General features: G+C 64.4%; 21 protein-coding genes and 1 pseudogene. 17 read left to right on the forward strand and 5 right to left on the reverse strand.

Going from position 1 to position 25,499, the window contains the following annotated elements; translation table 11 throughout:
• Window position 1: 1 nt before the first annotated feature.
• From pdxH to uvrA, 11 genes are all read left to right on the forward strand, one after another.
• Window positions 2-649 carry a pyridoxamine 5'-phosphate oxidase gene (pdxH, locus tag BLR63_RS05735; RefSeq protein ID WP_010564596.1) on the forward strand — a complete coding sequence of 216 codons (648 nt, stop codon included), beginning with the start codon at window positions 2-4 and terminating at the stop codon, window positions 647-649.
• 85 nt (window positions 650-734) lie between these two features.
• Window positions 735-1,289 (forward strand): molybdenum cofactor biosynthesis protein B, encoded by a 555-nt coding sequence (gene moaB / locus BLR63_RS05740; protein ID WP_010564597.1) that lies wholly within the window; start codon window positions 735-737, stop codon window positions 1,287-1,289.
• Entirely contained in the window at window positions 1,286-2,518 is a 1,233-nt protein-coding gene (locus BLR63_RS05745) for a molybdopterin molybdotransferase MoeA (protein WP_010564598.1), read from the forward strand. Before moaB ends, BLR63_RS05745 begins: the two co-directional genes overlap by 4 nt.
• 9 nt (window positions 2,519-2,527) lie before the next feature.
• Window positions 2,528-3,523, forward strand: a complete 996-nt coding sequence (gene ubiU, locus BLR63_RS05750) for a ubiquinone anaerobic biosynthesis protein UbiU (RefSeq protein WP_010564599.1) — start codon at window positions 2,528-2,530, stop codon at window positions 3,521-3,523.
• Between the two features lie 10 nt (window positions 3,524-3,533).
• Window positions 3,534-4,424 (forward strand): U32 family peptidase, encoded by an 891-nt coding sequence (locus BLR63_RS05755; RefSeq protein WP_010564600.1) that lies wholly within the window; start codon window positions 3,534-3,536, stop codon window positions 4,422-4,424.
• Window positions 4,418-4,885 (forward strand): ubiquinone anaerobic biosynthesis accessory factor UbiT, encoded by a 468-nt coding sequence (gene ubiT / locus BLR63_RS05760; protein ID WP_010564601.1) that lies wholly within the window; start codon window positions 4,418-4,420, stop codon window positions 4,883-4,885. The genes BLR63_RS05755 and ubiT overlap by 7 nt, the downstream gene beginning before the upstream one ends.
• Before the next feature lie 103 nt (window positions 4,886-4,988).
• Entirely contained in the window at window positions 4,989-5,606 is a 618-nt protein-coding gene (gene lexA, locus BLR63_RS05765; RefSeq protein ID WP_042946726.1) for a transcriptional repressor LexA, read from the forward strand.
• Complete coding sequence (gene imuA / locus BLR63_RS05770; RefSeq protein ID WP_010564603.1) at window positions 5,606-6,220, forward strand: translesion DNA synthesis-associated protein ImuA; 615 nt, start codon at window positions 5,606-5,608, stop codon at window positions 6,218-6,220. Before lexA ends, imuA begins: the two co-directional genes overlap by 1 nt.
• 7 nt (window positions 6,221-6,227) lie before the next feature.
• Window positions 6,228-7,640, forward strand: coding sequence for a Y-family DNA polymerase (locus BLR63_RS05775; RefSeq protein ID WP_010564604.1), 1,413 nt, complete (start codon window positions 6,228-6,230; stop codon window positions 7,638-7,640).
• A 127-nt stretch (window positions 7,641-7,767) separates the two neighbouring features.
• Complete coding sequence (locus BLR63_RS05785; RefSeq protein WP_010564605.1) at window positions 7,768-10,839, forward strand: error-prone DNA polymerase; 3,072 nt, start codon at window positions 7,768-7,770, stop codon at window positions 10,837-10,839.
• A gap of 113 nt (window positions 10,840-10,952) precedes the next feature.
• Window positions 10,953-13,472 (forward strand): excinuclease ABC subunit UvrA, encoded by a 2,520-nt coding sequence (uvrA, locus tag BLR63_RS05790; protein WP_010564606.1) that lies wholly within the window; start codon window positions 10,953-10,955, stop codon window positions 13,470-13,472.
• 111 nt (window positions 13,473-13,583) lie between these two features.
• Here the strand turns inward: uvrA and tkt are convergent, their stop codons facing one another.
• On the reverse strand, window positions 13,584-15,650 hold the full coding sequence (gene tkt, locus BLR63_RS05795; protein WP_010564607.1) for a transketolase: 2,067 nt from the start codon (window positions 15,648-15,650) through the stop codon (window positions 13,584-13,586).
• A gap of 174 nt (window positions 15,651-15,824) precedes the next feature.
• Here tkt and BLR63_RS05800 point away from each other — a divergent pair, with 174 nt between their 5' ends.
• Window positions 15,825-16,049, forward strand: coding sequence for a DUF465 domain-containing protein (locus BLR63_RS05800; RefSeq protein WP_010564608.1), 225 nt, complete (start codon window positions 15,825-15,827; stop codon window positions 16,047-16,049).
• 168 nt (window positions 16,050-16,217) lie between these two features.
• On the opposite strand, the gene hglS is transcribed toward BLR63_RS05800, so the two are convergent.
• Window positions 16,218-17,594 (reverse strand): 2-oxoadipate dioxygenase/decarboxylase HglS, encoded by a 1,377-nt coding sequence (gene hglS, locus BLR63_RS05805; protein ID WP_010564609.1) that lies wholly within the window; start codon window positions 17,592-17,594, stop codon window positions 16,218-16,220.
• Between the two features lie 194 nt (window positions 17,595-17,788).
• Here hglS and BLR63_RS05810 point away from each other — a divergent pair, with 194 nt between their 5' ends.
• Window positions 17,789-20,410, forward strand: coding sequence for an MGH1-like glycoside hydrolase domain-containing protein (locus tag BLR63_RS05810; RefSeq protein ID WP_010564610.1), 2,622 nt, complete (start codon window positions 17,789-17,791; stop codon window positions 20,408-20,410).
• Window positions 20,411-20,552: 142 nt separating this feature from the next.
• On the opposite strand, the gene BLR63_RS05815 is transcribed toward BLR63_RS05810, so the two are convergent.
• Complete coding sequence (locus BLR63_RS05815; RefSeq protein WP_010564611.1) at window positions 20,553-20,867, reverse strand: SCP2 sterol-binding domain-containing protein; 315 nt, start codon at window positions 20,865-20,867, stop codon at window positions 20,553-20,555.
• 56 nt (window positions 20,868-20,923) lie between these two features.
• Window positions 20,924-21,634, reverse strand: coding sequence for a histidine phosphatase family protein (locus tag BLR63_RS05820; RefSeq protein ID WP_010564612.1), 711 nt, complete (start codon window positions 21,632-21,634; stop codon window positions 20,924-20,926).
• A gap of 194 nt (window positions 21,635-21,828) precedes the next feature.
• Between BLR63_RS05820 and sohB the strand changes: the two genes are divergently transcribed.
• Both sohB and BLR63_RS32285 read left to right on the forward strand, forming a co-directional pair.
• A complete protein-coding gene (gene sohB / locus BLR63_RS05825; protein ID WP_010564613.1) occupies window positions 21,829-22,854 on the forward strand; it encodes a protease SohB in 1,026 nt (341 codons plus the stop codon).
• Between the two features lie 238 nt (window positions 22,855-23,092).
• Window positions 23,093-23,206 (forward strand): annotated as a pseudogene (locus BLR63_RS32285) (TerC family protein); the annotation flags it as partial.
• 30 nt (window positions 23,207-23,236) lie between these two features.
• On the opposite strand, the gene BLR63_RS05835 reads toward BLR63_RS32285, so the two are convergent.
• The gene (locus BLR63_RS05835; RefSeq protein ID WP_010564615.1) at window positions 23,237-23,569 is read right to left on the reverse strand and encodes a thioredoxin family protein; all 333 of its coding nucleotides are present in this window, start codon (window positions 23,567-23,569) and stop codon (window positions 23,237-23,239) included.
• A gap of 358 nt (window positions 23,570-23,927) precedes the next feature.
• Here BLR63_RS05835 and BLR63_RS05840 point away from each other — a divergent pair, with 358 nt between their 5' ends.
• On the forward strand, window positions 23,928-24,776 hold the full coding sequence (locus BLR63_RS05840; protein ID WP_010564616.1) for a transporter substrate-binding domain-containing protein: 849 nt from the start codon (window positions 23,928-23,930) through the stop codon (window positions 24,774-24,776).
• 52 nt (window positions 24,777-24,828) lie between these two features.
• Complete coding sequence (locus BLR63_RS05845) at window positions 24,829-25,491, forward strand: amino acid ABC transporter permease (protein ID WP_010564617.1); 663 nt, start codon at window positions 24,829-24,831, stop codon at window positions 25,489-25,491.
• Window positions 25,492-25,499 lie beyond the last annotated feature (8 nt).

Here is a 25,499-nt window from a genome sequence, read left to right on the forward strand (position 1 = left end):
CATGCCCCTGTCTCTTGCGCAATTGCGCCGTAACTACACCCTTTATGGTTTACGCGATGACGGGGTGCCGGCCGATCCCATGGAGTTATTCGACCAGTGGCTCAACCAGGCGCGCAAGACCGAAGTGCCGCCCGCCGAGGCCAACAGCATGGCCCTGGCCACGGTCGACCGTGACGGACACGCCCACTGCCGCATGCTGCTGCTCAAGGGGTTCAACGCCCAGGGGCTGTTCTTTTTTGGCCATTACCTGAGCGCCAAGGGCCAGGAATTGGCGAGCAATCCCCACGCCGCCATGACGTTTTTCTGGCCGGGCCTGGAGCGTCAGGTGCGCGTTGAAGGGCCGGTGGTGAAAGTCGATGAGCAACTGTCGGACGACTATTTCGACGTGCGCCCGGCCGCCAGCCAGTTGGGCACCTGGGCCTCGCCCCAGAGCCAGGCCCTGAGCCATCGCAGCGAGCTGGACACCCGCTTGCGCGAGGTCACCGAGCATTTCGCCGGCCGGCAACCGCCACGGCCCGAACACTGGGGCGGGTACTGCCTGCAACCGCGCCGCATCGAGTTCTGGCAAGGCCGCCCCAACCGCCTGCACGACCGCCTCGACTATCGCTTGCATGACGCGACCTGGCAGCGCACGCGCCTGGCTCCCTGAACGGGGTACCTCCTTCGAGGAATAGGCCCTGCGCCCGTTGCGGCGCAGGCTGACGATCACTTTCTTCACACCTGGAGCCTTGCTCATGGCCCATTTGAAACAACGCAATTTCGTGCCCCTGAACATCGCGGTCCTGACCATCAGCGACACCCGCACCCTCGACACCGACACCTCCGGCCAGACTCTGGTGGACCGCCTCCAGGGCGCCGGGCATGTGCTGGTCGACCGTGGCCTGGTGATCGACGATATCTACCAGATCCGCGCCCAGGTCTCCCTGTGGATCGCCGATCCCGACGTGCAAGTGGTGCTGATGACCGGCGGCACCGGCTTCACCGTCCGCGACAACACGCCCCAGGCGGTGCTGCCGTTGCTGGACAAACAAGTGGACGGTTTCGGGGAGCTGTTCCGCCAGGTGTCCCTGGCCGAAATCGGTACCTCGACCTTGCAGTCCCGCGCCTTGGCCGGCCTCAGCAATGGCGTGCTGGTGTGCTGCATGCCGGGTTCGCCGGGGGCGTGTCGAACCGCCTGGGATCAGATCCTCGTCGGGCAGTTGGACAGCCGCACCGGCCCGTGCAACTTCGTGCCGCACCTCAAGCCTCAGGTCGAGCAAATCCTGCAGGCCTGCGAGGCGCGGTCATGAGCACCTCGGTGTGTGACAGCGGGCACCTGATGCCGGTGGACGAGGCGATTGCCACGCTGCTGGCCCAGGCACCGCCGCCGCCCGCCACCCAGGTGATCGGGCTGGAGCAGGCGCTGGGGCGGGTCATCGCCGAAGAGCTGTTCTCGCCCCTGGACTTGCCCGGCTTCGACAACAGCGCCATGGACGGCTACGCCCTGCGCGCCGAGGACGTGCCGGCGGAGGGCGGCTACCTGATGCTCGCCGGGCGCATCGCCGCCGGGCAGCACAGCACCGCGAACGTGCAGGCCGGACAGGCGGTGCGCCTCTTCACCGGCGCACCATTGCCGCCCGGCGCGGACACGGTGGTGCCCCAGGAACGCTGTCGCAGCTATGGCCAGCGCATCTGGTGCCCGCCGGTACGTGCCGGCGAGCACGTGCGCAAGCAGGGTGAAGAATTGCGCCGCGGCCAGACCCTGATCGCCGTCGGCAAACGCCTGCGCGCCCAGGACATCGGCCTGCTTGCCTCGGCCGGCATCCCGCGCTTGAAAGTCTATCGCCCGCTGCGGGTGTGCCTGCTCAGCAGTGGCAACGAACTGCGCGAACCGGGCGAGGCGCTGGTGCCGGGGCAGATCTACAACAGCAACCGGCATGCCCTGGCCGCGTTGCTGCGCGGCTGGGGCGTGGAGGTCTATGACTACGGGGTGATGGCCGACGAACTTGCCGCCAGCCGCGATGCGTTGGCCCTGGCCGCGTCCGAATGCGACGTGCTGCTGACCTCCGCCGGTGTGTCGGTAGGGGAGGAGGACCATCTCAAACAAGCCATCGAAGAACTCGGCCGCGTCGACTTCTGGCGCCTGGCGATCCAGCCCGGCAAGCCCCTGGCGTTTGGCAACGTGGCCGGCAAACCGTGGCTGGGGTTGCCGGGCAACCCGTCGGCGGCGCTGATCACGGCGCTGGTGGTGGTGCGCCCGTTCCTGTTGCGTGCCCAGGGGATGGAACGGGTACTGCCGGTGCCAATCCCGGTGCCGGCCGGTTTTGAATGGCTCAAGCCCAACTGTCGTCGCCAGTACCTGCGTGCGCGCCTGGTGCCCGGCGAGGATGGGCAATTGCGCGCGATCCTGCACCCCCAGCAGAGTTCGGCCATGCTCACCGCGGCGTGCTGGGCCGACGGCCTGGTGATCGTCGAACGCGAGCAGTTGGTGGTCAGGGATGCGCCGGTGGCCTTTTTGTCTTTTGCCGACTTTCAGTGAGGAACCCCCATGCAACTGGTCTGCCCCGCAGGCAACCTGCCTGCGCTCAAAGCCGCGGTGCGCCAAGGCGCCGATGCGGTGTATGTCGGCTTTCGCGATGACACCAACGCCCGGCATTTCGCCGGGCTGAACATGGACGACAAACAGTTCGACGGTGCCGTCGCCTTTATTCGCCAGCACCAGCGCAAGCTGTACGTGGCGGTCAACACCTACCCGCAACCGAAGATCTGGGCACGTTGGCAGCGCGCTGTCGACCGCGCGGCGGACCACGGTGTGGACGCGCTGATCGCCGCCGACCCCGGCGTGCTCGACTACGCCGCCCGGCAGCATCCACACATGGCCTTGCACTTGTCGGTGCAGGGCTCGGCCACCCACGCGGCGGCGCTGAAGTTCTATGTCGAGCGCTACGGCATTCGGCGCGCGGTGTTGCCTCGCGTGCTGTCCCTGGCCCAGGTCAAGCAAGTGGCCGCCAGCAGCCCGGTGCCGATCGAAGTCTTCGGCTTCGGTAGCCTGTGCATCATGGCCGAGGGGCGTTGCCACTTGTCGTCCTACATCACTGGCGAGTCGCCCAACCTGTGCGGCGTGTGTTCGCCGGCCAAGGCAGTGCGCTGGAGCGAGGACGCCGCCGGGTTGAGCGCACGCTTGAGCGACGTGTTGATCGACCGCTACACCCCGGACGAGCCCGCCGGCTACCCGACCCTGTGCAAAGGCCGTTTCCTGGTCGGCGGCAAGCGCTTTCATGCGCTGGAGGAGCCCACCAGCCTCGACACCCTCGACCTGCTGCCGGAGCTCAGTGCCATCGGTGTCGCGGCGGTCAAGATCGAAGGTCGGCAACGCAGCCCGGCCTATGTGGAACAAGTCACCCGGGTCTGGCGCGCCGCGCTAGACGCCCACCGCAGCGCGCCGGCCGGTTTTGTAGTCAAGGACCAGTGGCGCCAGGTGCTGGCCGGGTTATCCGAAGGCAGCCAGACCACGCTCGGCGCCTACCATCGTGCGTGGCAGTGAGGAGACACAGATGAAACTCAGCCTGGGACCGGTGCTGTTTTATTGGGATAAGGAACACTTGGGGCGCTTCTATTCGGACATGGCCGGCTTGCCCCTGGACGTGATTTACCTGGGGGAAACCGTGTGCGCCAAACGCCGCGCGCTGTCCCTGGATCAATGGCTGGGGCTGGGCCGCGAATTGCAGGCGTGCAGCCAGGCGCAGATCGTGTTGTCGAGCCTGACCCTGATCGAAGCCGCCTCCGAACTGTCGAGCCTGCGCCGCCTGTGCGACAACGGCGAACTGTTGGTGGAAGCCAACGACATGGGCGCGGTGCAGATGCTGATCGAGCGCAAATTACCCTTCGTCGGCGGCCCGGCGCTCAACCTCTACAACGGCCATGCTCTGGTGCAATTGCTCGACGCGGGCATGGTGCGCTGGGTGCCGCCGGTGGAGTGTTCCCAGGGCTTGATCGCCGATGTCCTGGCGCAAGTGCGCGAACTTGGGCGGACGCTGCCCGAGGTGGAAATCTTCGCCTACGGCCATCTGCCCCTGGCGTATTCGGCGCGCTGCTTCACTGCCCGCGCCGAGAACCGGCCCAAGGACGATTGCCAGTTCTGCTGCCTCAATTACCCCGACGGCATGGCATTGACCAGCCAGGAAGGACAGGCGCTGTTCACCTTGAACGGCATCCAGACAATGTCGGCCGACGTCACCAACCTGCTGGCCGATTACCCTGGATTGGTCAACAGCGGCGCCGACCTGCTGCGCCTGAGCCCACGGGCCGAAGGCATGGTGGAAGTGGTCCAGGCGTTCGACCAGGTCCGCCAGGGCGCCGCGCCGCCGCTGTTCGTCGGCGGCTGCAACGGCTACTGGCATGGCCAGGCCGGCATGCTGCGGGTCGAGGAGGTGGGCCTGTGCTGAGTCGCAAACAATGGCTGCTCAAGGGCGCCGACCGCTTCCTCCCGTTGATCCGCCACGTGCCTTTCGGCGTACAGCGCCTGGCCTTGCAGCAGGCCCTCAACCGCAGCCTGGCGCAGCCGCTGCGCGACGGCGGCTTCGACCTGTTGCGCGGACGCTGGCTGTGCCTGCGCATCCCCGACCTGGGGTTGTGCTGGTACCTGACCCTGGCGCGGGAGGGGCTGCGGATCGCTGAAAAAGCCGAGGCCCAGGTGAGCATCAGCGGCAACTGGCGAGAGTTTTTGTTGCTGGCCAGCCGCCAGGAAGATCCGGATACGTTGTTCTTTCGGCGACGGTTAGTGATCGAGGGGGACACGGAGTTGGGATTGGGCTTGAAAAACCTGATCGACAGCCTCGACCCGGATGTATTGCCGCCCTGGTTGTGGCGCAACCTGGAACGCGCGGGGCGAGGGGTGGCGGTTTAGGTCACCGACGCCGACGGAAAATCCCCAGGCGCCGCGTTCATTCTGGCGACTCGCGTCATCGTGATGACAGGCCTATTGTCAGAAACTTCCTACAGGAGTACAAATGTACTCCATGACGACTCTGACCCCCCGCCGTACCGCCATCCTGACCTTTATCCGCGACCGTATCGCGCAGCAAGGCCAATCCCCCAGCCTCGCCGAGATCGCCGAGGCGTTTGGCTTTGCCTCGCGCAGTGTCGCGCGCAAACACGTGGTGGCGCTGACCGAAGCCGGTTTCATCGAGGTCAACCCCAACCAGGCCCGTGGCATTCGCCTGCTCAACCAGCCCGCGCGCGCCGAATGGCTGGATGTTCCCGTGCTCGGGCGCGTGGCCGCCGGCTTGCCCATCGGCGCCGATGCCGACGTGCACAGCCGCTTGCAACTCGATCCCGCCACCTTCACCAAAACCCCGGATTACCTGCTGCGAGTGCAGGGCGATTCGATGATCGAGGACGGTATTCTCGACGGCGACCTGGTGGGCGTGCGGCGCAGTGCCGAGGCCGTGAATGGGCAGATCGTGGTGGCGCGCCTGGACGGTGAAGTCACCATCAAGCGTTTCGAGCGTCACGGCGAGCAGGTGCGTCTGTTGCCGCGTAACCCTGCGTATCAACCCATCGTGGTCGGCCCCGACCAGGACCTGGCCATCGAAGGGGTGTTCTGCGGCCTGGTGAGGCAAGGCTGATGGGCGCCGTCGTTGCGTTGGATTCGCTGTTCAATGGCGGCCGCGTATGGAAGGGCCGGCCTGTCGCGCCGCCGGCCAGCGTGCACCCCACCGGGCTGGCGGCGTTGGATGCGGTGTTGCCCACGGGCGGTTGGCCGGAGTCGGCCTTGAGCGAAATCCTTGTGGCCAAGGACGGCGTGGGCGAACTGCAATTGGTGCTGCCGACCCTGGCGCGGTTGTCGGCGGCGGGGGAGCGCATTGTATTGGTGGCGCCGCCCTACACGCCGTATCCCCATGCCTGGCAGAACGCCGGGGTGGATTTGCGTCAGCTCTCGGTGGTCCGGGCCGAGGAGCGCGATGCGTTGTGGGCGGTGGAACAATGCCTGCGTTCCGGCAGTTGCGGCGCGGTGCTGTGCTGGCCGCGCAAGGCCGATGACCGCGCGCTGCGGCGTTTGCAGGTGGCGGCGGAAACCGGGCAGACCCTGGCGTTTGCCTGGCGCGCCTTGAGCGAAGCGATCAATGCCTCGCCCGCCGCCCTGCGCCTGGTCGTCGAGGCCAAACCGGCCCGTGTGCGGGTGCTCAAATGCCGGGGCGGCCTGGCCCATCCGACGCCGATTGCCCTGGCGGGGCACTGAGGTTGCCATGCGCTGGGTGTGTATTGTCTTTCCGCAATTGGCGCTGGACGGGGTGCAGCGCCTGCATCCCGACCCGGCCCAACCGCTCGCGCTGCTGGCCGGCACGCCGCAGCGGCGCGTGCTACAAACCGTCAATGACGCGGCCCGCGCCCTGGGCCTGCGTTCCGGCCAATCCCTGACGGCGGCCCATGCTCTGGTCAAAACCTTTACCTGCGCCGAATACGACCCGGTGGAGATCGAGCGCTGGCAGCAGTTTCTCGCCGCCTGGGCCTATCGCTTCAGCTCCCAGGTCAGCGTGTATTACCCGCGCGCGTTGCTGTTCGAGATCGAATCGAGCCTGGGGCTGTTCGGGCCCTGGCCGCAGTTCGAGGCGCGCTTGCGGCAGGAACTGACCGAGCTGGGGTTTCGTCACCGTATCGTCGCCGCGCCGAATCCGGCGGCGGCGCGGGTGTTGGCCAATCTCCACGATGGTCTGGCCGTCGGCGATGAGGCGTTGCCGCACGCCCTGGCGCCGCTGCCCATCGACCGCGCCGGCCTCGACCCGGCGGCCGCCACGGCCTTGTCGCGCATGGGCCTGCGCACCCTGGCCCAGGTGCAGGCGCTGCCCCGGCACACCCTGGCGCGGCGCTTTGATGCCAGCCTGCTCAAGCACCTGGATGCGCTGACCGGACAGCGGCCCTTGGCCCTGGCGTTCTATCAGCCGCCGGATCGCTTCGATGTGCGCATCGAGTTGAATTTCGACGTGCAATCCCATCAGGCTCTGCTGTTTCCCCTGCGTCGCTTGACCGCTGATCTGTCGGCGTTCCTCTGCGGCCGCGACAGTGGCGTGCAGCGTTTCGACCTGCACCTGGAACACGCCCAGGCGCCCGACAGTGTGATCAAGGTCGGCCTGCTCAGCGCCGAGCGCGAACCGGCGATGCTGTTCGAACTGGCCCGTGGGCGCCTGGAGCAAGTGCAAGTGAGCGCGCCGGTGCGCGGCTTTCGCCTGGTGGCCGAGGATTTGCCGGTGTTCGTGCCGCAGCGCCAGGACCTGTTCGACAACCGTCCGCAACAGACGCTGCCGTGGGAACAACTGCGCGAACGCCTGCGCGCCCGCCTGGGCGATGAGGCCGTGCAAGGCCTGCGTTTTCACGCCGACCACCGCCCCGAATGCGCCTGGCAAGCGGCGACCGATAAACACCCGTGCCCGACCTTGAACAAGGTGCAACGCCCTGGCTGGTTGCTCGATGAACCGACGTTGCTGGACGAGCAGGGCGTGCAGATCCTCATGGGCCCGGAACGCATCGAATCCGGCTGGTGGGACGGCGCGGATATCCGCCGCGATTACTACCTGATCCAGACCCGCGCCGGCCAGCAAGGCTGGGCCTTTCGCAGCGTGGGGCAAAGCGATGGACTGTGGCTGCAAGGCTGGTTCGCATGAACGCCCAAGCCCCCTGTAGGCGCGAGCTTGCTCGCGAAAAACCCCAGGGCACCGGGTTTATCCAGGTTTTGCCCGTCATCGTTGACGGTCTTCGCGAGCAAGCTCGCTCCTACGGGGGGGCGTGGTTGTGAGTTATGCCGAGTTGCATTGCTTGTCCAATTTCAGTTTCCAGCGCGGGGCCTCCAGTGCGCTGGAGTTGTTCGAGCGCGCCAAACGCCAAGGCTACAGCGCCCTGGCGATCACCGACGAATGCACCTTGGCCGGCATCGTGCGAGCCTGGCAGGCGGCGAAGGCGGTGGAGTTGCCGCTGATCATCGGCAGCGAGATGCGCATCGAAAACGGCCCGAAACTGGTGTTGCTGGTGCAGGACCTCAGCGGCTACCAGCACCTGTGCCGGCTGATCACCCTGGCTCGGCGCCGCGCCGAAAAAGGCAGTTATCGCCTGCTGCCAGAAGACTTCGAGCAACCGCTGCCCGGCCTGCTGGCGCTGTGGGTCGCCGCAGACAGCGACACCCAGGCCTCGATCGACTGGCTGCGCCGTACCTTCGCCGAGCGCCTGTGGCTGGCGGTGCACCTGCATTGCGGCCAGGACGATGGGCGTCATCTGGAGCAACGCCTGCAACTGGCCGCCAGCCTGCAAATCCCGGCGGTGGCCTGTGGCGATGTGCACATGCATGCGCGGGGTCGGCGTGCCCTGCAAGACACCATGACCGCCATCCGCCATCACGTGCCGGTGGCCGACGCCGGCACGCGCCTGCACCCCAATGGCGAGCGCCACCTGCGCAGCCTCGACGCCCTGGCCGCGCTGTACCCGCAGGCGCTGCGCGACGAAACCCTGGCCATCGCCCAGCGCTGCACCTTCGACCTCAGCCAGTTGCGCTATCACTACCCCCGCGAACTGGTGCCCGCCGGGCATGACGCCACTTCCTGGCTACGCAGCGTCACCGAAACCGGCATCGCCCAGCGCTGGCCCCACGGCGTCGATGCCAAGACCTTGCAGCAGATCCATCACGAACTGACGTTGATCGGCGAACTGGGCTACGAAAGCTATTTCCTCACCGTGCACGACATCGTGCGCTTCGCCCGCAGCCGCGGGATTCTGTGCCAGGGCCGGGGCTCGGCAGCCAACTCGGCGGTGTGTTTTGCCCTGGGGATCACCGAGATCGACCCGAGCCTGACCAACATGCTGTTCGAGCGCTTTTTGTCCAAGGAACGCAATGAGCCGCCGGACATCGACGTGGACTTTGAACATGACCGCCGCGAAGAAGTGCTGCAGTACGTGTTCCAGCGCTACGGCCGTCACCGTGCGGCGCTGACGGCGGTGGTCAGCAGTTATCACGCCTCTGGGGCGGTGCGCGACGTGGCCAAGGCCCTGGGCCTGCCGCCGGACCAGATCAACGCCCTGGCCGACTGTTGCGGGCGCTGGAGCGACGATGCGCCGCCGCTGGAGCGGCTGCGTGAAGCCGGCTTCGACCCGCACAGCCCGATCCTGCGCCGCGTGCTGAGCCTCACCCAGCAACTGATCGGTTTCCCCCGGCACCTGTCCCAGCACCCCGGCGGTTTCGTGATTTCCGAACACCCGCTCGACACCCTGGTGCCGGTGGAAAACGCCACCATGGCCGAGCGCACCATTATCCAGTGGGACAAGGACGACCTCGACGCCGTCGGCCTGCTCAAAGTGGACATCCTCGCCCTGGGCATGCTCAGCGCGATCCGCCGCTGTTTCGACCTGCTGCGCCGCCATCGTGGTCGCGACCTGGCCCTGGCGACGATCCCCAGGGAAGACCCGGCCACCTACGCGATGATCAGCAAGGCCGACACCATCGGCGTGTTCCAGATCGAGTCGCGGGCGCAGATGTCGATGTTGCCCCGGCTCAAGCCCAGGACCTTCTACGATCTGGTGATCGAGGTGGCCATCGTGCGCCCCGGGCCGATCCAGGGCGGCATGGTGCACCCGTACCTGCGCCGGCGGAACAAAGAGGAGCCCGCCACCTATCCGTCGCCGGAACTTGAAACGGTGCTCAAGCGCACCCTGGGTATTCCGTTGTTCCAGGAGCAAGTGATGCAGATCGCTATGGTCGCCGCCGACTACAGCCCCGGCGAGGCCGACCAGTTGCGCCGTTCCATGGCCGCCTGGAAACGCCACGGTGGCCTGGAGCCCCATCAGGCGCGCCTGCGCAACGGGATGTTGAAGAACGGCTACAGCGAGGCGTTTGCCGCGCAGATCTTCGAGCAGATCAAGGGCTTTGGCAGCTATGGCTTTCCCGAGTCCCACGCGGCCAGTTTCGCCTTGCTGACCTACGCCAGTTGCTGGCTCAAATGCCATGAACCGGCGGCCTTCGCCTGTGCGCTGATCAACAGCTGGCCCATGGGGTTCTACAGCCCGGACCAGATCCTGCAGGACGCGCGGCGCCATCGCTTGCAGGTGCGCCCGGTGGATGTGCTGGCCAGCGACTGGGATTGCAGCCTGGAACCCATCGACGGTGCGCAACCGGCGATTCGCCTGGGGTTGCGTATGATCGCGGGGTTTCGCGAAGAGGATGGGCGGCGTATCGAAGTGGCGCGCCAACGCCGTATGTTCAGCGACATCGCCGACCTGGACGCGCGCGCCGGGCTGGATGCCCGCGCCCAGGCGTTGCTGGCGGATTCGGGAGCCTTGCGGGCCCTGGCCGGTAACCGCCATCAGGCGCGCTGGGACGTGGCGGGGGTGCATAAGCAACTGGGCTTGTTTGCCGGTTTGCCCAGCCCCGACGAAGCGGCGGTGGAACTGCCCGCACCGACGGTGGGCGAGGACCTGCACGCCGATTACGCCACCGTCGGCACCACCCTCGGCCCCCATCCCTTGGCGCTGCTGCGGGCGGAACTGCGTAAACGCCGCTGCCGCAGCTCGAACGAACTGCTGGCGGTGGCGCATGGGCGGCCGGTCAGCGTCGCCGGGCTGGTCACTGGCCGGCAGCGTCCGGGCACGGCCAGCGGGGTGACGTTCGTGACCCTGGAAGACGAATTCGGCAACCTCAATGTGGTGGTCTGGCGCGATCTGGCAGAACGTCAGCGCGCCGTATTGGTGGGCTCGCGGCTGCTGAAAGTCGACGGGCGCTGGGAAGCGGTGGGCGAGGTGCGGCACCTGATCGCCGGACGGTTGACTGACCTGACGCCGTTGCTGGAGGGCATCAGCGTGCGCAGTCGGGATTTTCACTGAGGCCGGTGGCGTCTGCCGCGATTACCCCCTAACGTATGCCCCCTGAAACCCTCCATCCCCGCAGCCCTGGCGCAATGGGGGCGCAGCGTGCTTATCGCCACACAAGGCCGACCATGACTTCACAGCGCAACACTCCCCCGATCACTGCCCAGCGCCCAGGCTTTGTGCGTGTGCGCGGTGCCCGCGAACATAACTTGCGCAACGTCGATGTGGATATTCCGCGGGATGCCCTGGTGGTGTTCACCGGCGTATCGGGCTCGGGCAAATCGTCCCTGGCGTTTTCCACGGTGTATGCCGAGGCCCAGCGCCGTTATTTCGAGTCGGTGGCGCCCTATGCGCGGCGCTTGATCGACCAGGTCGGCGTGCCGGATGTGGATTCCATCGAAGGCCTGCCGCCGGCCGTGGCCCTGCAACAACAGCGCGGCACGCCGAGTGCGCGGTCGTCGGTGGGCAGTGTCACCACCTTGTCGAGTCTGATCCGCATGCTTTACTCCCGCGCCGGTAGCTATCCGCCGGGGCAGGCGATGCTGTATGCCGAGGATTTTTCGCCGAACCTGCCCCAGGGCGCGTGCCCGCAATGCCATGGCCTGGGCCGCGTGTATGAAGTGACCGAGGCGCTGATGGTGCCCGATCCGTCCCTGACCATCCGCCAGCGCGCGGTGGCGGCCTGGCCGTTGGCGTGGCAGGGGCAGAACCTGCGCGACATCCTCGTGACCCTGGGCTATGACGTCGATATCCCATGGCGCGAGTTGCCGAAAAAACAGCGCGACTGGATCCTGTTCACCGAAGAAACCCCCACCGTGCCGGTGTACGCAGGTTTCACCCCCGAGCAGACCCGCGAGGCGCTCAAGCGCAAGCTGGAGCCGAGTTACCAGGGCACCTTCAGCGGGGCGCGGCGCTACATCCTGCACACCTTCACCCACACCCAGAGCGCGCTGATGAAAAAGCGCGTGTCGCAGTTCATGCAGGGCAGCCCCTGCCCATTGTGCGAGGGTAAACGGTTGACCCGGGCGGCGTTGTCGGTGACGTTTGCCGGGCTGGATATTGGCGCGCTGTCGCAGCTGTCGCTGACCCAATTGGCCGAGGTGCTGCGCCCGGTGGCGGCGGGGCAGGACACGATGAAACTGTCGGTGGAAAAGCGCCTGGCGGCCCAACGCATCGCCGAGGATTTGCTCGAGCGGGTCAGTACCTTGACCGAACTGGGCCTGGGCTATCTGTCCCTGGAGCGCAGTACGCCGACCTTGTCGTCCGGCGAGTTGCAGCGTTTGCGGCTGGCCACGCAGTTGGGCTCGCAGCTGTTCGGCGTGATCTATGTGCTGGATGAACCTTCGGCGGGCCTGCACCCGGCCGATGGCGAAGCGCTGTTCGCCGCGCTCGAGCGTTTGAAGGCCGCGGGCAATTCGTTGTTTGTGGTGGAGCATGACCTGGAAACCATGCGCCGGGCCGACTGGCTGATCGACGTCGGCCCGGCGGCCGGTGAGCATGGCGGGCAAGTGCTGTACAGCGGGCCGCCGGCGGGGCTGGCCAAAATTGAGGCCTCGCAGACCCGCGAATACCTGTTTGCCGAACGGCGTGCGTCGAACCCGCCGCAACGCCAGCCCCAGGGCTGGTTGAAGCTTGAAGGCGTGACGCGCAACAACCTCAAGGGCCTGGACGTGGATTTCCCGCTGGGCTGCTTTACGGCGGTGACCGGGATTTCCGGTTCGGGTAAGTCCAGCCTGGTCAGCCAGGCGTTGCTGGAACTGGTGGGCAGCGGCCTCGGCAGTCGGCTGGACAGCGACGAAGAGCCGAGCCTGGAAGACGACGCTCCGCAGACCAGCGGCGGGTGCATCGGCGCCGGGCTGGAGCACATCCGCCGTCTGGTGCAGGTGGACCAGAAACCCATCGGCCGCACCCCGCGCTCCAATTTGGCGACCTACACCGGTTTGTTCGACAACGTGCGCAAACTGTTCGCCGCCACGGCGGCGGCGAAAAAACACGGTTACGACGCCGGGCAGTTCTCCTTCAACGTCGCCAAGGGCCGTTGCCCCCATTGCGAAGGCGAGGGCTTTGTCAGCGTCGAATTACTGTTCATGCCCAGCGTGTACGCGCCATGCCCGACCTGCCACGGCGCACGCTACAACCCCGAAACCCTGGCCATCGAGTGGCAAGGCCTGAGTATCGCCCAGGTGCTGGGGCTCACGGTGGAACAGGCGGTCGAGGTGTTTGCCGAGCAGCCTGGCGTGTTGCGTTCGTTGCAGGTGCTACGCGACATCGGCCTGGGCTATCTGCGCCTTGGCCAGCCCGCGACCGAACTCTCCGGCGGCGAAGCGCAACGCATCAAGCTCGCCACCGAGCTGCAACGCAATGCCCGTGGCGCCACCTTGTACGTGCTGGACGAACCCACCACCGGCTTGCATCCACGGGATGTCGACCGCTTGCTCAGCCAGCTCAATCACTTGGTGGACACGGGCCACACGGTGGTCGTGGTGGAACATGAAATGCGCGTGGTGGCCCAGAGCGATTGGGTGATCGACATCGGGCCGGGGGCAGGGGACCTCGGAGGCAAGGTGGTAGCCAGCGGCACGCCGCAGACGGTGGCCAAGAGCAAGAAAAGCCGCACCGCAGCGTTCCTGGCCCGAGAGCTGGCCTGACAACCGAAGAGGCTCAACAGTGTGGGAGGGGGATTGCTCCCGATAGCGGTATATCAGTCACAACATTCCTGACTGATCCATTGCAATCGGGAGCAAGCCCCTCCCACAGGTTTATTTGTGTTGGGGCAGTTGGATTTGTGCCTTGGCTTGTTTCACTAGATTCGCCACGGTAAAGCCGAACTTCTCCTGCAACTTGGCCAGCGGCGCCGATGCACCAAAGCTGTTCATCACCACTTTGGCGCCGGTCTGCCCGACATAACGGTCCCAGCCCAGGGGGCCGGCCTGTTCCACCACGACCCGGGCCTTTACCGTCGGTGGCAACACACTGTCGCGGTAGGCCTGGTCCTGCTCTTCGAACAGTTCCCAACTGGGCATCGACACGACCTGCGCGGCAATGCCTTCAGTCTCGAGCTGTTCATAGGCCGCCACCGCGAGGCTGACTTCGCTGCCCGTGGCGATCAGCAGCACTTCGGGCCTGTCCGCGCCCGCCAACACATAAGCGCCTTTGGCCGCGCCGGTAGCCGCCGCGTATCGGGTCCGGTCCAGCGTCGGCAGAGGCTGGCGTGACAACACCAGACAACTGGGGCGATGGGTCTGGGCCAGGGCGACGGTCCAGAGTTCCCGCGTTTCATTGGCATCGCCCGGGCGCAGGGTCAGCAACCCCGGTGTGGCGCGCAGTTGGGTCAAGTGCTCGATGGGCTGGTGGGTGGGGCCGTCCTCGCCGACGCCGATCGAGTCATGGGTAAACACGAAGACCACCGGCAATTCCATGATGGCCGCCAGGCGGATCGGCGGTTTCATGTAGTCGCTGAACACCAGGAACGTCGAGGTGTACGGACGCAGGTAAGACAGCGCCATGCCATTGGCGATCGCGCCCATGGCGTGTTCACGGATACCGAAGTGCAGGTTGCGTCCGCTGTAGTCGTCGGCACTGAAACGCCCGGCGCCGTCGAACGTAAGGTTGGTCTTGGTCGAGGGCGACAGGTCCGCCGAGCCGCCGAGCAACCACGGGATCTGCCGGGCGAAGGCATTCAGCACGTCGCCACCGGCCGCGCGGCTGGCCACGCCCTTGGCGTCGCTGGCGAAGCCGGGCAAGTCGGCCTGCCAATGCTCGGGCATTTCCCCCGCGCGCATGCGCCGCAGCTCGTCGGCCAGTTGTGGGGCGTCCTGCTCAAGCTGCGCCAGGCGCTGGTTCCATTGCTCATACAGCGGGCGGCTGCGCGCCAGCAAGGCATCGCGCAGCGCTGTGCGCGCCTGATCGGGCACCAGAAAGCTCGAGTCTTGCGGCCAGCCATACGCCGCTTTGGTCAGGCGGATTTCCTCAGCGCCCAAGGGCTCGCCATGGGCCGCGGCGGTGTTGTGTTTGTGCGGCGAGCCGTAGCCGATCACGCTGTCGACCACGATCAGGGTCGGCGCGCCGGTATTGCCCTGGAAGGTCGCCAGCGCATCGCTCAAGGCGCGCAGGTCGTTGGCATCGGTTACGTGCATGGTGTGCCAGCCATAGGCCTGGAAGCGCGCGATCACGTCCTCGCTGAAGGCCAGCTCGGTGTGGCCTTCGATGCTGATGGTGTTGTTGTCGTAGAGCCAGCACAGGTTATCCAGCTTCAAGTGCCCGGCCAGGGACGCGGCTTCGCTGCTGATGCCTTCCATCATGTCGCCGTCGCCGCACAGGGTGTAGACGTTGTAGTCGAACAGCACCTGGCCGTCGCGGTTGAAGCGCTCGCCCAGCCAGCGTCCGGCCTTGGCCATGCCGACGCTGTTGGCACAGCCTTGGCCGAGGGGGCCGGTGGTGGTTTCGACGCCAGTGGTCATGCGGTACTCGGGATGGCCCGGAGTCTTGGAGCCCATCTGCCGGAATTGCTTGATATCGTCCAGGCTGATCGCCGGTTGCCCCGAGCGTCTGCCCTGGGCATCGATCTCGACCACGCCGGCCAGGTGCAGCAGCGAATACAGCAGCATCGACGCATGCCCCACCGACAACACGAAGCGGTCACGGTTGGGCCAATCGGGATGTTCCGGGTGGTAGCGCAGGAAGCGGCTCCACAGCGTATAGCCCACCGGAGCCAGGCCCATGGGCGTGCCCGGATGGCCGGAATTGGCCTTCTGCACGGCGTCCATCGCCAGGGTGCGAAGGGTGTTGATGCATTGCGTGTCGACAGCGGTGGCGGCATGGGTCATGAAACCGGTCTCCCTCGAGTGGCGATCTACAGTGGAGGGCGGGACGCGGCAAAGGTTTGATTCGCGCGCTGGCGTTGCGACGAACGGAGATGTATTGACCTCGAGCATGACAAGGGCCCTTGGAATGGGCTAGCTTCAAGGGTGTACACATTGATCAACTTGCGGAGGTACGCCATGCCAGTGAAACACGACCTGTATCAGGATTTGGGATTGAGCAAGGAAGAGGTCGATGGCCACCGGGCGAAAAGCCCTCATCTGAACGCGTTGTTTGATAAATACGCAGAGGCTGACCGTTCGGTCGTGAGCGCTGAAGAGGCGAACGGCAGCGATGAGGAGGTGAAGAAATTGAAGGAAAAACGTTTGCTGGTCAAAGACCAGATCAAGGATCTGCTGCAGTAACAAGGGCGATCTATTCGATGGGGGAGCGAGTCAATCGCTCCCTTGCACATTTCTTCAGATTTGCCTGAAAGACACCCCACCCGTGGCTGTTTATGCTCCCCGCCGCCCCCCGGCCCTGGGGACTTCTGCGGCGTAAGGACTACGCTGGCGAGCCGGGCGGGCACCTCTCTATGCCAACAGCGCCTGAGTGCATTCATCGATCGAGCGCTGCTGCGTCTGCTCGTACAGCTTCAATTCGTCCAGGGTCTGGCGCCCCAGCGCCTGCTCGAATTCCGCCTGATTGGCATTGGCCACATAGTGACTCTGGGCGGCATCCCCAAGGTTCGACTGAAAAATCCCCGCCGCACTGACCGGCAGAAAATCTTCATACACCAATGGCTCCACATCCACATGGCCGGCTGCGATCAGCGCGTCCAGGGTGCGTGGTCGATCGGCTTGACCGCGTGCCGCCAGGCCTTTTTCCGTCGCGAAATAACGAAAATACGCCAGGCCTTGTTCACGCATCTGCGCGTGGTTGTCCGGGAAAGCCTGGAAGTGCTGCGTCATCAATGCCATGTAACGCGCGGCGTTGCCTTCGTTGGGAAACGCGCCCAGTTCATCGCGGGCGGCGTTGAGCAACTGGTCGTAGAGCGCACGGCCCTTGGGCGTTAGCGCTACGCCACGCTGTTCGATCTCGCCGAAGCGCGCGCTGTGGCTGCCCTGGGCGTCGGTGAAGGCGATGGATTCGTCGAGGGCCTTGAAGCTGGTCTGGCGCAACAGGATCGGGCAATTGCGGCGCGGTGGGCCTTCGATCACGGCTTTAGGGGTGATGCCTTTGCCGGGCATGGCTGCCTGGACCTGGTCGATGTCCAGGGTGCGCGGGGTCAGATGGTTGATGTGCGGGCCCTTGAAGGCCACCACGTCGGCGATCAGGCGGTGCTGGTCGCTGAGTTGCTGGTACTGGGCGGCGGTGACCGTGGCGGTGTGGTGCCAGCGGAAGGTTTCCAGGGCTTGGCGGATAAATTCGTCGGCATCCGCTGCACCGAGGCCGCCGTGTTTTTCCGCTTGTTCGATCAGCGCGAGGGCGCGCGGGGTGAAGATCGAGCGCTTGGCCAGGGCGGCTTCGGCGAAGGCGCGCAGGTCGGGGTTTTCGATCAGTTCCAGGCGCAGCAACGAGGTGAATACGCGAAACGGGCTGGTTTGCAGCGCGCTTTCGTGCACGGCGCGAAACGCGGTGGAGTGCACCGGCACGCCGGCGGGGGTCAGGTCGTAATAGCCCACCGGCTGCATGCCCATCACCGCGAACAGCCGGCCAATGGTGGCCAGTTCCGCGGCAGTCCCCAGGCGGATGGCGCCATGGCGTTCCATGTCCAGGCGCTGGAGCTCGCCGGTGCGTTGCAGGTGCTGCGCCAGGCGCGGGTCGGCATCGAGCACGCCACGGTTGATTTCGGCGACCAGCTCCATCAGCGCGCCGTACAGGGGCACTTCAGCGCGGTACATGTCGGACATGGCCTTGGAAAAGCCTTTGCGGATGTCGTCGGGGCTGATGAACGAAACGGTGGGCATAGAAAAATTCCTGGCTGCGGTAAGAGTAATGAATGCCGTTGTGCCGATTCTGTTGGGCGCCGTGGGGCTGCGCAAACGAAGATTCCTCTGGACTTCATTCTGCAAATGAATGACTGGGGTAGAGCCGTCTTCATGTGCGCAGGCGAGGGATGGGCTCTACACTGGCCTTCACGCGACGGCCGAGGGAGGCTTGGATGACTGCCACGATTCTGCAAACGACTGAAGGCCAGCGTCTGGCCGGCGAGGCGGCCGCCAGCTGGCGCGAGTGGGGGCCCTACCTGAGCGAACGCCAGTGGGGCACGGTGCGCGAGGATTACAGCGCCGATGGCGACGCCTGGGCCTACTTCCCCCACGAACATGCGCGCAGCCGTGCTTACCGTTGGGGTGAGGATGGCCTGGCCGGTTTCAGCGACAAGGCGCAACGCTGGTGCCTGGGCCTGGCCCTGTGGAACGAGCGCGACGCGATCCTCAAGGAGCGTCTGTTCGGCCTGAACAACGCGGAGGGCAACCACGGTGAGGACGTCAAGGAACTGTACTTTTTCGTCGACGGTGTACCGAGCCATGCCTACATGCGCATGCTTTACAAGTATCCCCATGGGGCGTTTCCCTACGCCGACCTGATCGCCGAAAACGCACGGCGCGGGCTTGAGGATGCCGAATATGAAATCCTCGACACCGGCGTGTTCGAGGACAACCGCTACTGCGACGTCAGCGTCGAATATGCCAAGCATCGGCCCGACGACCTCTTTATGCGCGTCACCGTGCATAACCGTTCCGGTCAACCGACCCGCCTGCAGGTGCTGCCGCAATTGTGGGCGCGCAATGACTGGAGCTGGACCTTCGACGCGCCCAAGCCGCAGTTGCGCCTGGACGGCGCCCAGGTACTGGCCCGCCATCATGCCCTCAGTGATCGTCATCTCAGCGCCTGGGGCCAGGACGGCGTGGAGTGGCTGTTCTGCGAAAACGAAAGCAACGCGCCCCGGCTGGACGGGCAACCGGCGCCGGGGCCGTTCAAGGATGGCATCAACGATTACGTGGTCGACGGCGTTCAATCGGCGATTCGCCACGACGCAGGCACCAAGGTCGCCGCGCGTTTCATCCTTGACCTGGCGGGGCTGGAGCATAAAACCCTCTACTTGCGTTTTGCGCCCACCGATGCGCCCACCGTCAACGCCCGCAAGCTCTTCGAGTTGCGCCGTCAGGAGGCCGATGACTTCTATGCCGCCTTGCAACACGGCATCGCCGACGCCGATGCGCGCAATGTGCAGCGCCAGGCATTGGCCGGGTTGCTGTGGTCCAAGCAGCTCTACTATTTCGACGTGAACCAGTGGCTCGACGGCGACCCGGCCCAGCCCGCACCGCCGCCCGAGCGCCTGCACATCCGCAATACCCATTGGCGGCACTTGTCCAACTTCGACATCCTGTCCATGCCCGACACCTGGGAATACCCGTGGTATGCCTCCTGGGACCAGGGTTTCCAGGCGGTGGCGTTGGCGCTGATTGACCCTGGGTTCGCCAAACAACAATTGTTGCTGCTGGTGAAGGACCGTTTCATGCACCCCAATGGTCAGTTGCCGGCCTATGAATGGCGCTTCGACGACGCCAACCCACCGGTGCATGCCTGGGCCAGCTGGCGGGTTTACCAGCAGGATAAGGCGCTGACCGGCGTAGGCGATCTGGATTTTCTGGAGCGGATCTTCCACAAGCTGCTGCTGAATTTTTCCTGGTGGGTCAACCGCAAGGATGCTGAGGGGCGCAACCTGTTCCAGGGCGGCTTCCTGGGCCTGGACAATATTGCCTTGTTCGACCGCTCGGCCGCGTTGCCGCCGGGTTACCTGCTCGACCAGGCCGATGGCACTGCGTGGGTCGCCGCCTATGCGCTGGACCTGATGCGCATGGGGCTGGAGCTGGCCAAGCGCAATGGCGTGTACGTCGACATTTCGGTGAAGTTTTTCGAGCACTTCTTGTATATCGCTGGTGCGATCAACCGTGTCGATGACAGCGTCGAAGGCCTGTGGGATGAGCAGGACCTGTTTTTCTACGACGTGCTGCACCGTCCCGATGGCCAGAACGAACCGGTGCGCCTGCGCTCCATCGTCGGTCTGATGCCGTTGTTCGCCGTGCTGGTGCTCGAACAGCGCGAGCATGAAGGGTTGGAGGGTTTGCGCGAGAGTCTGTTGGGGTTCATGAAGCATCGGCCGGACCTGGCCAAATTGGTCTCGCGCTGGAACGAGCCGGGGCAGGGCAATCGCCTGTTACTGGCGCTGTTGCGCGGCGAGCGTACCAAGGACTTGCTGCGGCGCATGCTCGATGAAAACGAGTTTCTGTCGGCGTTTGGCGTGCGCTCCTTGTCCAAGGCGTTTGCCGAACAACCCCTGGCCTTGAAGATGAATGGCAACACCCTGTGCGCCCGCTACCAGCCCGGCGAATCCGATTCACGCTTGTACGGCGGCAACTCCAACTGGCGCGGGCCGTTGTGGATGCCGGTGAACTATATGCTGATCGAGTCGCTGCGCGAGTTTCACCGTTACTACGCGGACGATTTCTCGGTGGAGTACCCGACGGGCAGCGGGTACCTGTCGTCCCTGGAGGAAGTGGCCGACAGCCTCAGCCAGCGGCTGACGCGCCTGGTGCTCAGGGATGAAAACGGTTCACGACCGTCGATGGTGGGGTATGCGCAACTGGAGGCGGACCCGGCCAGTCGCGACCTGGTGTTGTTTCATGAGTATTTTCATGGCGAGACCGGGCGTGGCCTGGGGGCTTCGCACCAGACTGGTTGGAGCGCGTTGGTGGCGTTGTTGCTGCATGTACCATGACAGGCTGAACGCGACCGGTGATCGCGGCCAATGGCGCAATGACGTTCAGTCAAGGCCGGACACTGCACCTGTGGCGAGGGAGCAAGCTCCCTCGCCACAGGTTTGGATTTGCCGTTTTGAAACAGGCTTTACAGCCAGGTTCTCAGGAAGGGAACAGCTCGCTCAGTTTCATCGACAACATCATGTCGCCTTCCACCTTCAGCTTGCCGCCCATGAACGCCTGCATGCCGTCGGTTTCGCCGCTGACGATGCCGGCCATTGTGTCGCTGTCGGTGACCAGGGTCACGTTGGCATCCGGGTTTTCACCCTCTTGCAGCGCGCAGGCACCGTCCTTGACGATCAGATTGAAGTGTTTGCTTTCGTCGATACGGAAACCAAAGATAACGTCCAGGCCGGCAGCGGCAGCTGGGTTGAACTTGGCTTTCATCGTTTCTACAACATTGGCTACATCAGTCATGGTTTCGATCCTTAAGGGTAGAGTCCAGTGACCTTGGGGTCACGGTTGGCCGCAGTTCACCGGAAGGTGATGAGCTGCGGCGCCTTCAACAGTTGCAAGTGGGTATGGCTGTTGAAGGAAGCCAGTGCCACCTCGCGCCCGCGGAATTTCAGCTGGTTGAGCGAGGTGTTAACAATTTGCCAGTTCAGTTCGAAGGCCTGGGCGGCCGGTATTCGGGTGATCAGGTGGAGCAGGGCGGTGATGGTGCCGCCGGAGGTGAACACGGCGATCTTCTGCGAGTTATCCGCCGCTTCGAGAATGCGCTGCAGGCCGCCCTGGACACGCTCCACGAACCCCAGCCAGCTTTCCAGCCCGGGCGGATCGTAGGTGCCGGTCAACCAGCGCTCGATGATCAGGGCGAAGATACGCTGGAATTCGCTGCGGTTCTGCGCGGCGTTGCGCAGGATGTCCAGGGCTTCGGGTTCGGTGGTCAGCAGGTCGGGAAGCAGGGCGCGAATGATCGCTTCGCCGTCGAATTCGTTGAAGGCACTGTCGATTTCCAGGGTCGGCACCGGCAGGCCGAGGGCGCCGTATTGCTCGAAAGCGGCCGTGGCCGTGTGCTGTTGGCGACGCAGGTCGCCGGACACGCAGCGGTCGAACGTGAGGCCGATGTCTGCCAGGTGGCGACCGAGCACTTGCGCTTGTTCCACACCGACGGGCGACAGCACGTCGTAGTCGTCTGCACCGAAGGAGGCCTGGCCATGTCGAATCAGATAAATGCTGCCCACGTCCGTTTTCCCGGTACGTTGAAGTCTGGCGAGGTTATGAGGATGCCGAAGTGCTGTCAATGAAAAAACATACGCTTGTTTTAAAAGCGCGTTGGAGCGCCGCGCTGGTGGCGGTTTGAGCACTGGCCCCATGGCGATCCCGTCGGTATGCTTGGGCCATTCGCGCCTGGCGCCGTGCATTGTTAAGGAGACACATGGATTTTTTGGCTGAATACGCGAGCTTTCTGGCGAAGACCGTCACCCTGGTGGTCGCTATTCTGGTGGTACTGATCAGCTTCGCGGCACTGCGCAGCAAAGGTCGTCGCAAAGCTGCCGGTCAACTGCACGTCAGCAAACTCAATGATTTCTATAAAGACCTGCGTGAGCGCCTTGAGTCGACCCTGCTCGACAAGGACCAGCTCAAGGCCCTGCGCAAGTCCGAAAGCAAAGCCGAAAAGAAAAAAGGCAAGCACAAGCCCGAGGCCAAGCCACGGGTGTTCGTGCTCGACTTCGACGGCGACATCAAGGCTTCGGCCACCGAGAGCCTGCGCCATGAAATCACCGCCCTGTTAAGCCTGGCCACGCCCAAGGACGAAGTGGTGCTGCGCCTGGAAAGCGGCGGCGGCATGGTGCACAGCTACGGTTTGGCCTCGTCGCAACTGGCGCGTATCCGCCAGGCGGGCGTGCCGTTGACCGTGTGCATCGACAAGGTCGCGGCCAGTGGCGGCTACATGATGGCGTGCATCGGCGAGAAGATCATCAGCGCCCCGTTCGCGATCCTTGGCTCCATCGGCGTGGTGGCGCAGTTGCCCAACGTCAACCGCCTGTTGAAGAAGCACGACATCGACTTTGAAGTGCTGACCGCCGGCGAGTACAAACGCACCCTTACGGTGTTTGGCGAAAACACCGAGAAGGGCCGGGAGAAGTTCCAGCAAGACCTGGACATCACCCATCAACTGTTCAAGAACTTCGTGTCGCGCTATCGCCCGCAGCTGGCAATCGACGAAGTGGCGACCGGAGAAGTGTGGCTGGGTGTTGCAGCCCTCGACAAATTATTGGTCGATGAACTGCAGACCAGCGACGAATACCTGGCCACCAAGGCCAAGACCGCCGAGGTGTTCCACTTGCACTATGCCGAGCGCAAAAGTCTGCAAGAGCGCGTGGGCCTGGCGGCCAGCGGTTCGGTGGACCGGGTGCTGCTGACCTGGTGGAGCCGGTTGACCCAGCAGCGGTTCTGGTAAGGGCGGGGCTTGTGGTGGTTGGGGAGGCTCGCTGTGGCAAGCCCGCCACCACAAGTCATAACAAACTGAGTCTATCGGGAGGCTTTTACAGATCTTGTAATAGTTTTGCGTTGTAGGAAATCTGCGCCTCGACTGTAGGGTTCAAGCCCTTTCGTTATTGCAGGACTTGCATGAACACCCTTTCGGAGCCCCCCTGTCGTCTTTCCCCAAGACCGCCGCTGTTCCCACTGAAGCACCCCTTATTCCCATTGCCAACCTGGTGTTTATCGCGATCCTGGCGGACACGTTGCCGCCGGAGCAGCGCGACCGTGCGCGGTTGATCGGTTTGTCCCTGGCCTTGCCGATGCGCCTGGGCTTCCATTGACACAACTGGCGTTGCGCCCTAGTGCGGGGCGTAGCGCTTGAAGAGGCCCTCGACGAACTGTGCCTGCTCAGGCTCGGGGCCGAACCCCCTGGCTTTCTCCGCCATCAGGCCGTTGAGATAGACCAGCAGGGTCGGAGTGCCTGTGACTTCCGGGTGCTTGGGCGTCTCTGCGCAATCCAGTACCAGGCTGACCGCCTCCGGGTGCTCCCCGGCAATGCGCTTGAACAGCGGCACCGCGTTGGAGCAGGCGGCGCAGTGGCTTGAGACGAACAACAGGAACACCGGGCGGGGTGTACTCAGCACCCGTTGATAGTCCTCGGCATTGGCAATAGTCGCGTTGGCATACCCCATGATGGCTTTCCTCCTGGACAGCACGGTTGTCTGCCAACGCTAAGCGCGCTGTCCGCCGTCGTCTACTGTCAACCTTCACAGGTCTGTGCCTGCGCCTGCCCCGCAATGGGGCGTGGTAACGCTGGAGTGGTGCGCTCCCATGAGCCTGTCACCGCCGTATGGGGCCTTGGGTAGCAGCGTGGTTGTAACTGCTGGCACAGCGCCTTGTCGCTCCTCAAGATTTATCCATCTGATTTAAAACGCGTTTATTTCCTGCATAGGTCTGTGTTGCTGCGTGTGGCACACTTTCTGCTGTCTATTCCGTTGTTACATACTAAGTTCCGGTATAGCGGAATACACAACTTCTGGAGTGCTTGTCATGCATCACCGACCTTCCGTGTTCAAAGCGTGTGTTTTTCTCTTCGCCGCATCGGCTTCCCTCGCAGGCATCGTGCAGGCGGCGGACAGCAAGCTCGATAACGTGCTCAAGCGTGGGCATTTGATCGTGGGTACAGGCAGTACCAATGCGCCGTGGCACTTCCAGGGAGCGGATGGCAAGTTGCAGGGGTTTGATATCGACATCGGCCGCATCGTGGCCAAGGGCTTGTTCAATGACCCGAGCAAGGTCGAGTTCGTGGTGCAGTCCTCCGACGCGCGGATTCCCAACCTGCTGACCGACAAGGTCGACATGAGCTGCCAGTTCATCACCGTCACCGCCAGCCGTGCCCAGCAGGTGGCGTTCACCCTGCCGTACTACCGCGAAGGCGTCGGCCTGCTGCTGCCGAACAACAGCAAATACAAAGAGATCGAAGACCTGCAAGCCGCCGGCGATGGCGTGACCGTGGCCGTGCTGCAAAACGTGTATGCCGAAGAGCTGGTGCACCAGGCGCTGCCCAAGGCCAAGGTCGACCAGTACGACAGCGTCGACCTGATGTACCAGGCCGTGAACTCCGGCCGCGCCGACGCCGCCGCCACCGACCAGTCCTCGGTCAAGTACCTGATGGTGCAGAACCCCGGCCGCTACCGCAGCCCGGCCTACGCCTGGAGCCCACAGACCTATGCGTGCGCGGTCAAGCGTGGCGACCAGGACTGGCTGAACTTCGTCAATACCGCGCTGCATGAAGCCATGACCGGTGTGGAGTTCCCCACCTACAAAGCCTCGTTCAAGCAGTGGTTCGGCGTCGATCTGCCCGAGCCGGCGATTGGTTTCCCCGTCGAGTTCAAGTGATTCGTGAAAACCGGGGCGCCGGCAATGGCGCCCCCATCAGGTACTGTCGACCATGAACTATCAGTTGAACTTTGCCGCCGTGTGGCGCGATTTCGACACCTTGCTGGCGGGGCTGTGGCTGGGCCTCGAACTGGCGCTGCTGTCGATCGCCATCGGCTGCGTGATCGGCCTGTTGATGGCGTTCGCCATGCTGTCCAGGCACCGGGCACTGCGCATCCTGGCCTCGGTGTATGTGACGGTGGTGCGCAATACGCCGATCCTGGTGCTGATCCTGTTGATCTACTTCGCCTTGCCCAGCCTGGGCATCCGCCTGGACAAGATCCCCTCGTTCATCATCACCCTGTCGTTGTACGCCGGGGCCTACCTGACCGAAGTGTTCCGCGCCGGGCTGTTGAATATTCCCAAGGGCTTGCGCGAAGCCGGGTTGGCTATCGGCCTCGGCGAGTGGCGCATCCGTGCGTACATCACCGTGCCGGTGATGCTGCGCAACGTGCTGCCGGCACTGTCGAACAACTTCATTTCGTTGTTCAAGGACACCTCCCTGGCCGCGGCGATCGCAGTGCCCGAGCTGACCTATTACGCCCGCAAGATCAACGTCGAAAGCTACCGGGTGATTGAAACCTGGCTGGTCACGACCGCGCTCTACGTGGCCGCCTGTTACCTGATCGCCATGCTGCTCCGCTACCTGGAACAGCGTCTGGCGATCCGTCGTTAGAAGAGGCT

The sequence above is a fragment of the Pseudomonas extremaustralis genome (assembly GCF_900102035.1).
Taxonomy (GTDB): Bacteria; Pseudomonadota; Gammaproteobacteria; order Pseudomonadales; family Pseudomonadaceae; genus Aquipseudomonas; species Aquipseudomonas extremaustralis.

What these genes read in the sequence shown, in the direction of transcription:
- BLR63_RS05775 (WP_010564604.1), top strand. Translation starts at nt 6,228, where the DNA reads ATGCGCTGGGTGTGTATTGTCTTTCCGCAATTGGCGCTGGACGGGGTG.
- lexA (WP_042946726.1), top strand. Translation starts at nt 4,989, where the DNA reads ATGTACTCCATGACGACTCTGACCCCCCGCCGTACCGCCATCCTGACC.
- ubiU (WP_010564599.1), top strand. Translation starts at nt 2,528, where the DNA reads ATGCAACTGGTCTGCCCCGCAGGCAACCTGCCTGCGCTCAAAGCCGCG.
- BLR63_RS05835 (WP_010564615.1), bottom strand. Translation starts at nt 23,569, where the DNA reads ATGGGGTATGCCAACGCGACTATTGCCAATGCCGAGGACTATCAACGG.
- BLR63_RS05745 (WP_010564598.1), top strand. Translation starts at nt 1,286, where the DNA reads ATGAGCACCTCGGTGTGTGACAGCGGGCACCTGATGCCGGTGGACGAG.
- sohB (WP_010564613.1), top strand. Translation starts at nt 21,829, where the DNA reads ATGGATTTTTTGGCTGAATACGCGAGCTTTCTGGCGAAGACCGTCACC.
- BLR63_RS05800 (WP_010564608.1), top strand. Translation starts at nt 15,825, where the DNA reads ATGCCAGTGAAACACGACCTGTATCAGGATTTGGGATTGAGCAAGGAA.
- BLR63_RS05840 (WP_010564616.1), top strand. Translation starts at nt 23,928, where the DNA reads ATGCATCACCGACCTTCCGTGTTCAAAGCGTGTGTTTTTCTCTTCGCC.
- pdxH (WP_010564596.1), top strand. Translation starts at nt 2, where the DNA reads ATGCCCCTGTCTCTTGCGCAATTGCGCCGTAACTACACCCTTTATGGT.
- hglS (WP_010564609.1), bottom strand. Translation starts at nt 17,594, where the DNA reads ATGCCCACCGTTTCGTTCATCAGCCCCGACGACATCCGCAAAGGCTTT.
- BLR63_RS05755 (WP_010564600.1), top strand. Translation starts at nt 3,534, where the DNA reads ATGAAACTCAGCCTGGGACCGGTGCTGTTTTATTGGGATAAGGAACAC.
- BLR63_RS05845 (WP_010564617.1), top strand. Translation starts at nt 24,829, where the DNA reads ATGAACTATCAGTTGAACTTTGCCGCCGTGTGGCGCGATTTCGACACC.
- BLR63_RS05810 (WP_010564610.1), top strand. Translation starts at nt 17,789, where the DNA reads ATGACTGCCACGATTCTGCAAACGACTGAAGGCCAGCGTCTGGCCGGC.
- BLR63_RS05815 (WP_010564611.1), bottom strand. Translation starts at nt 20,867, where the DNA reads ATGACTGATGTAGCCAATGTTGTAGAAACGATGAAAGCCAAGTTCAAC.
- uvrA (WP_010564606.1), top strand. Translation starts at nt 10,953, where the DNA reads ATGACTTCACAGCGCAACACTCCCCCGATCACTGCCCAGCGCCCAGGC.
- moaB (WP_010564597.1), top strand. Translation starts at nt 735, where the DNA reads ATGGCCCATTTGAAACAACGCAATTTCGTGCCCCTGAACATCGCGGTC.
- tkt (WP_010564607.1), bottom strand. Translation starts at nt 15,650, where the DNA reads ATGACCCATGCCGCCACCGCTGTCGACACGCAATGCATCAACACCCTT.
- imuA (WP_010564603.1), top strand. Translation starts at nt 5,606, where the DNA reads ATGGGCGCCGTCGTTGCGTTGGATTCGCTGTTCAATGGCGGCCGCGTA.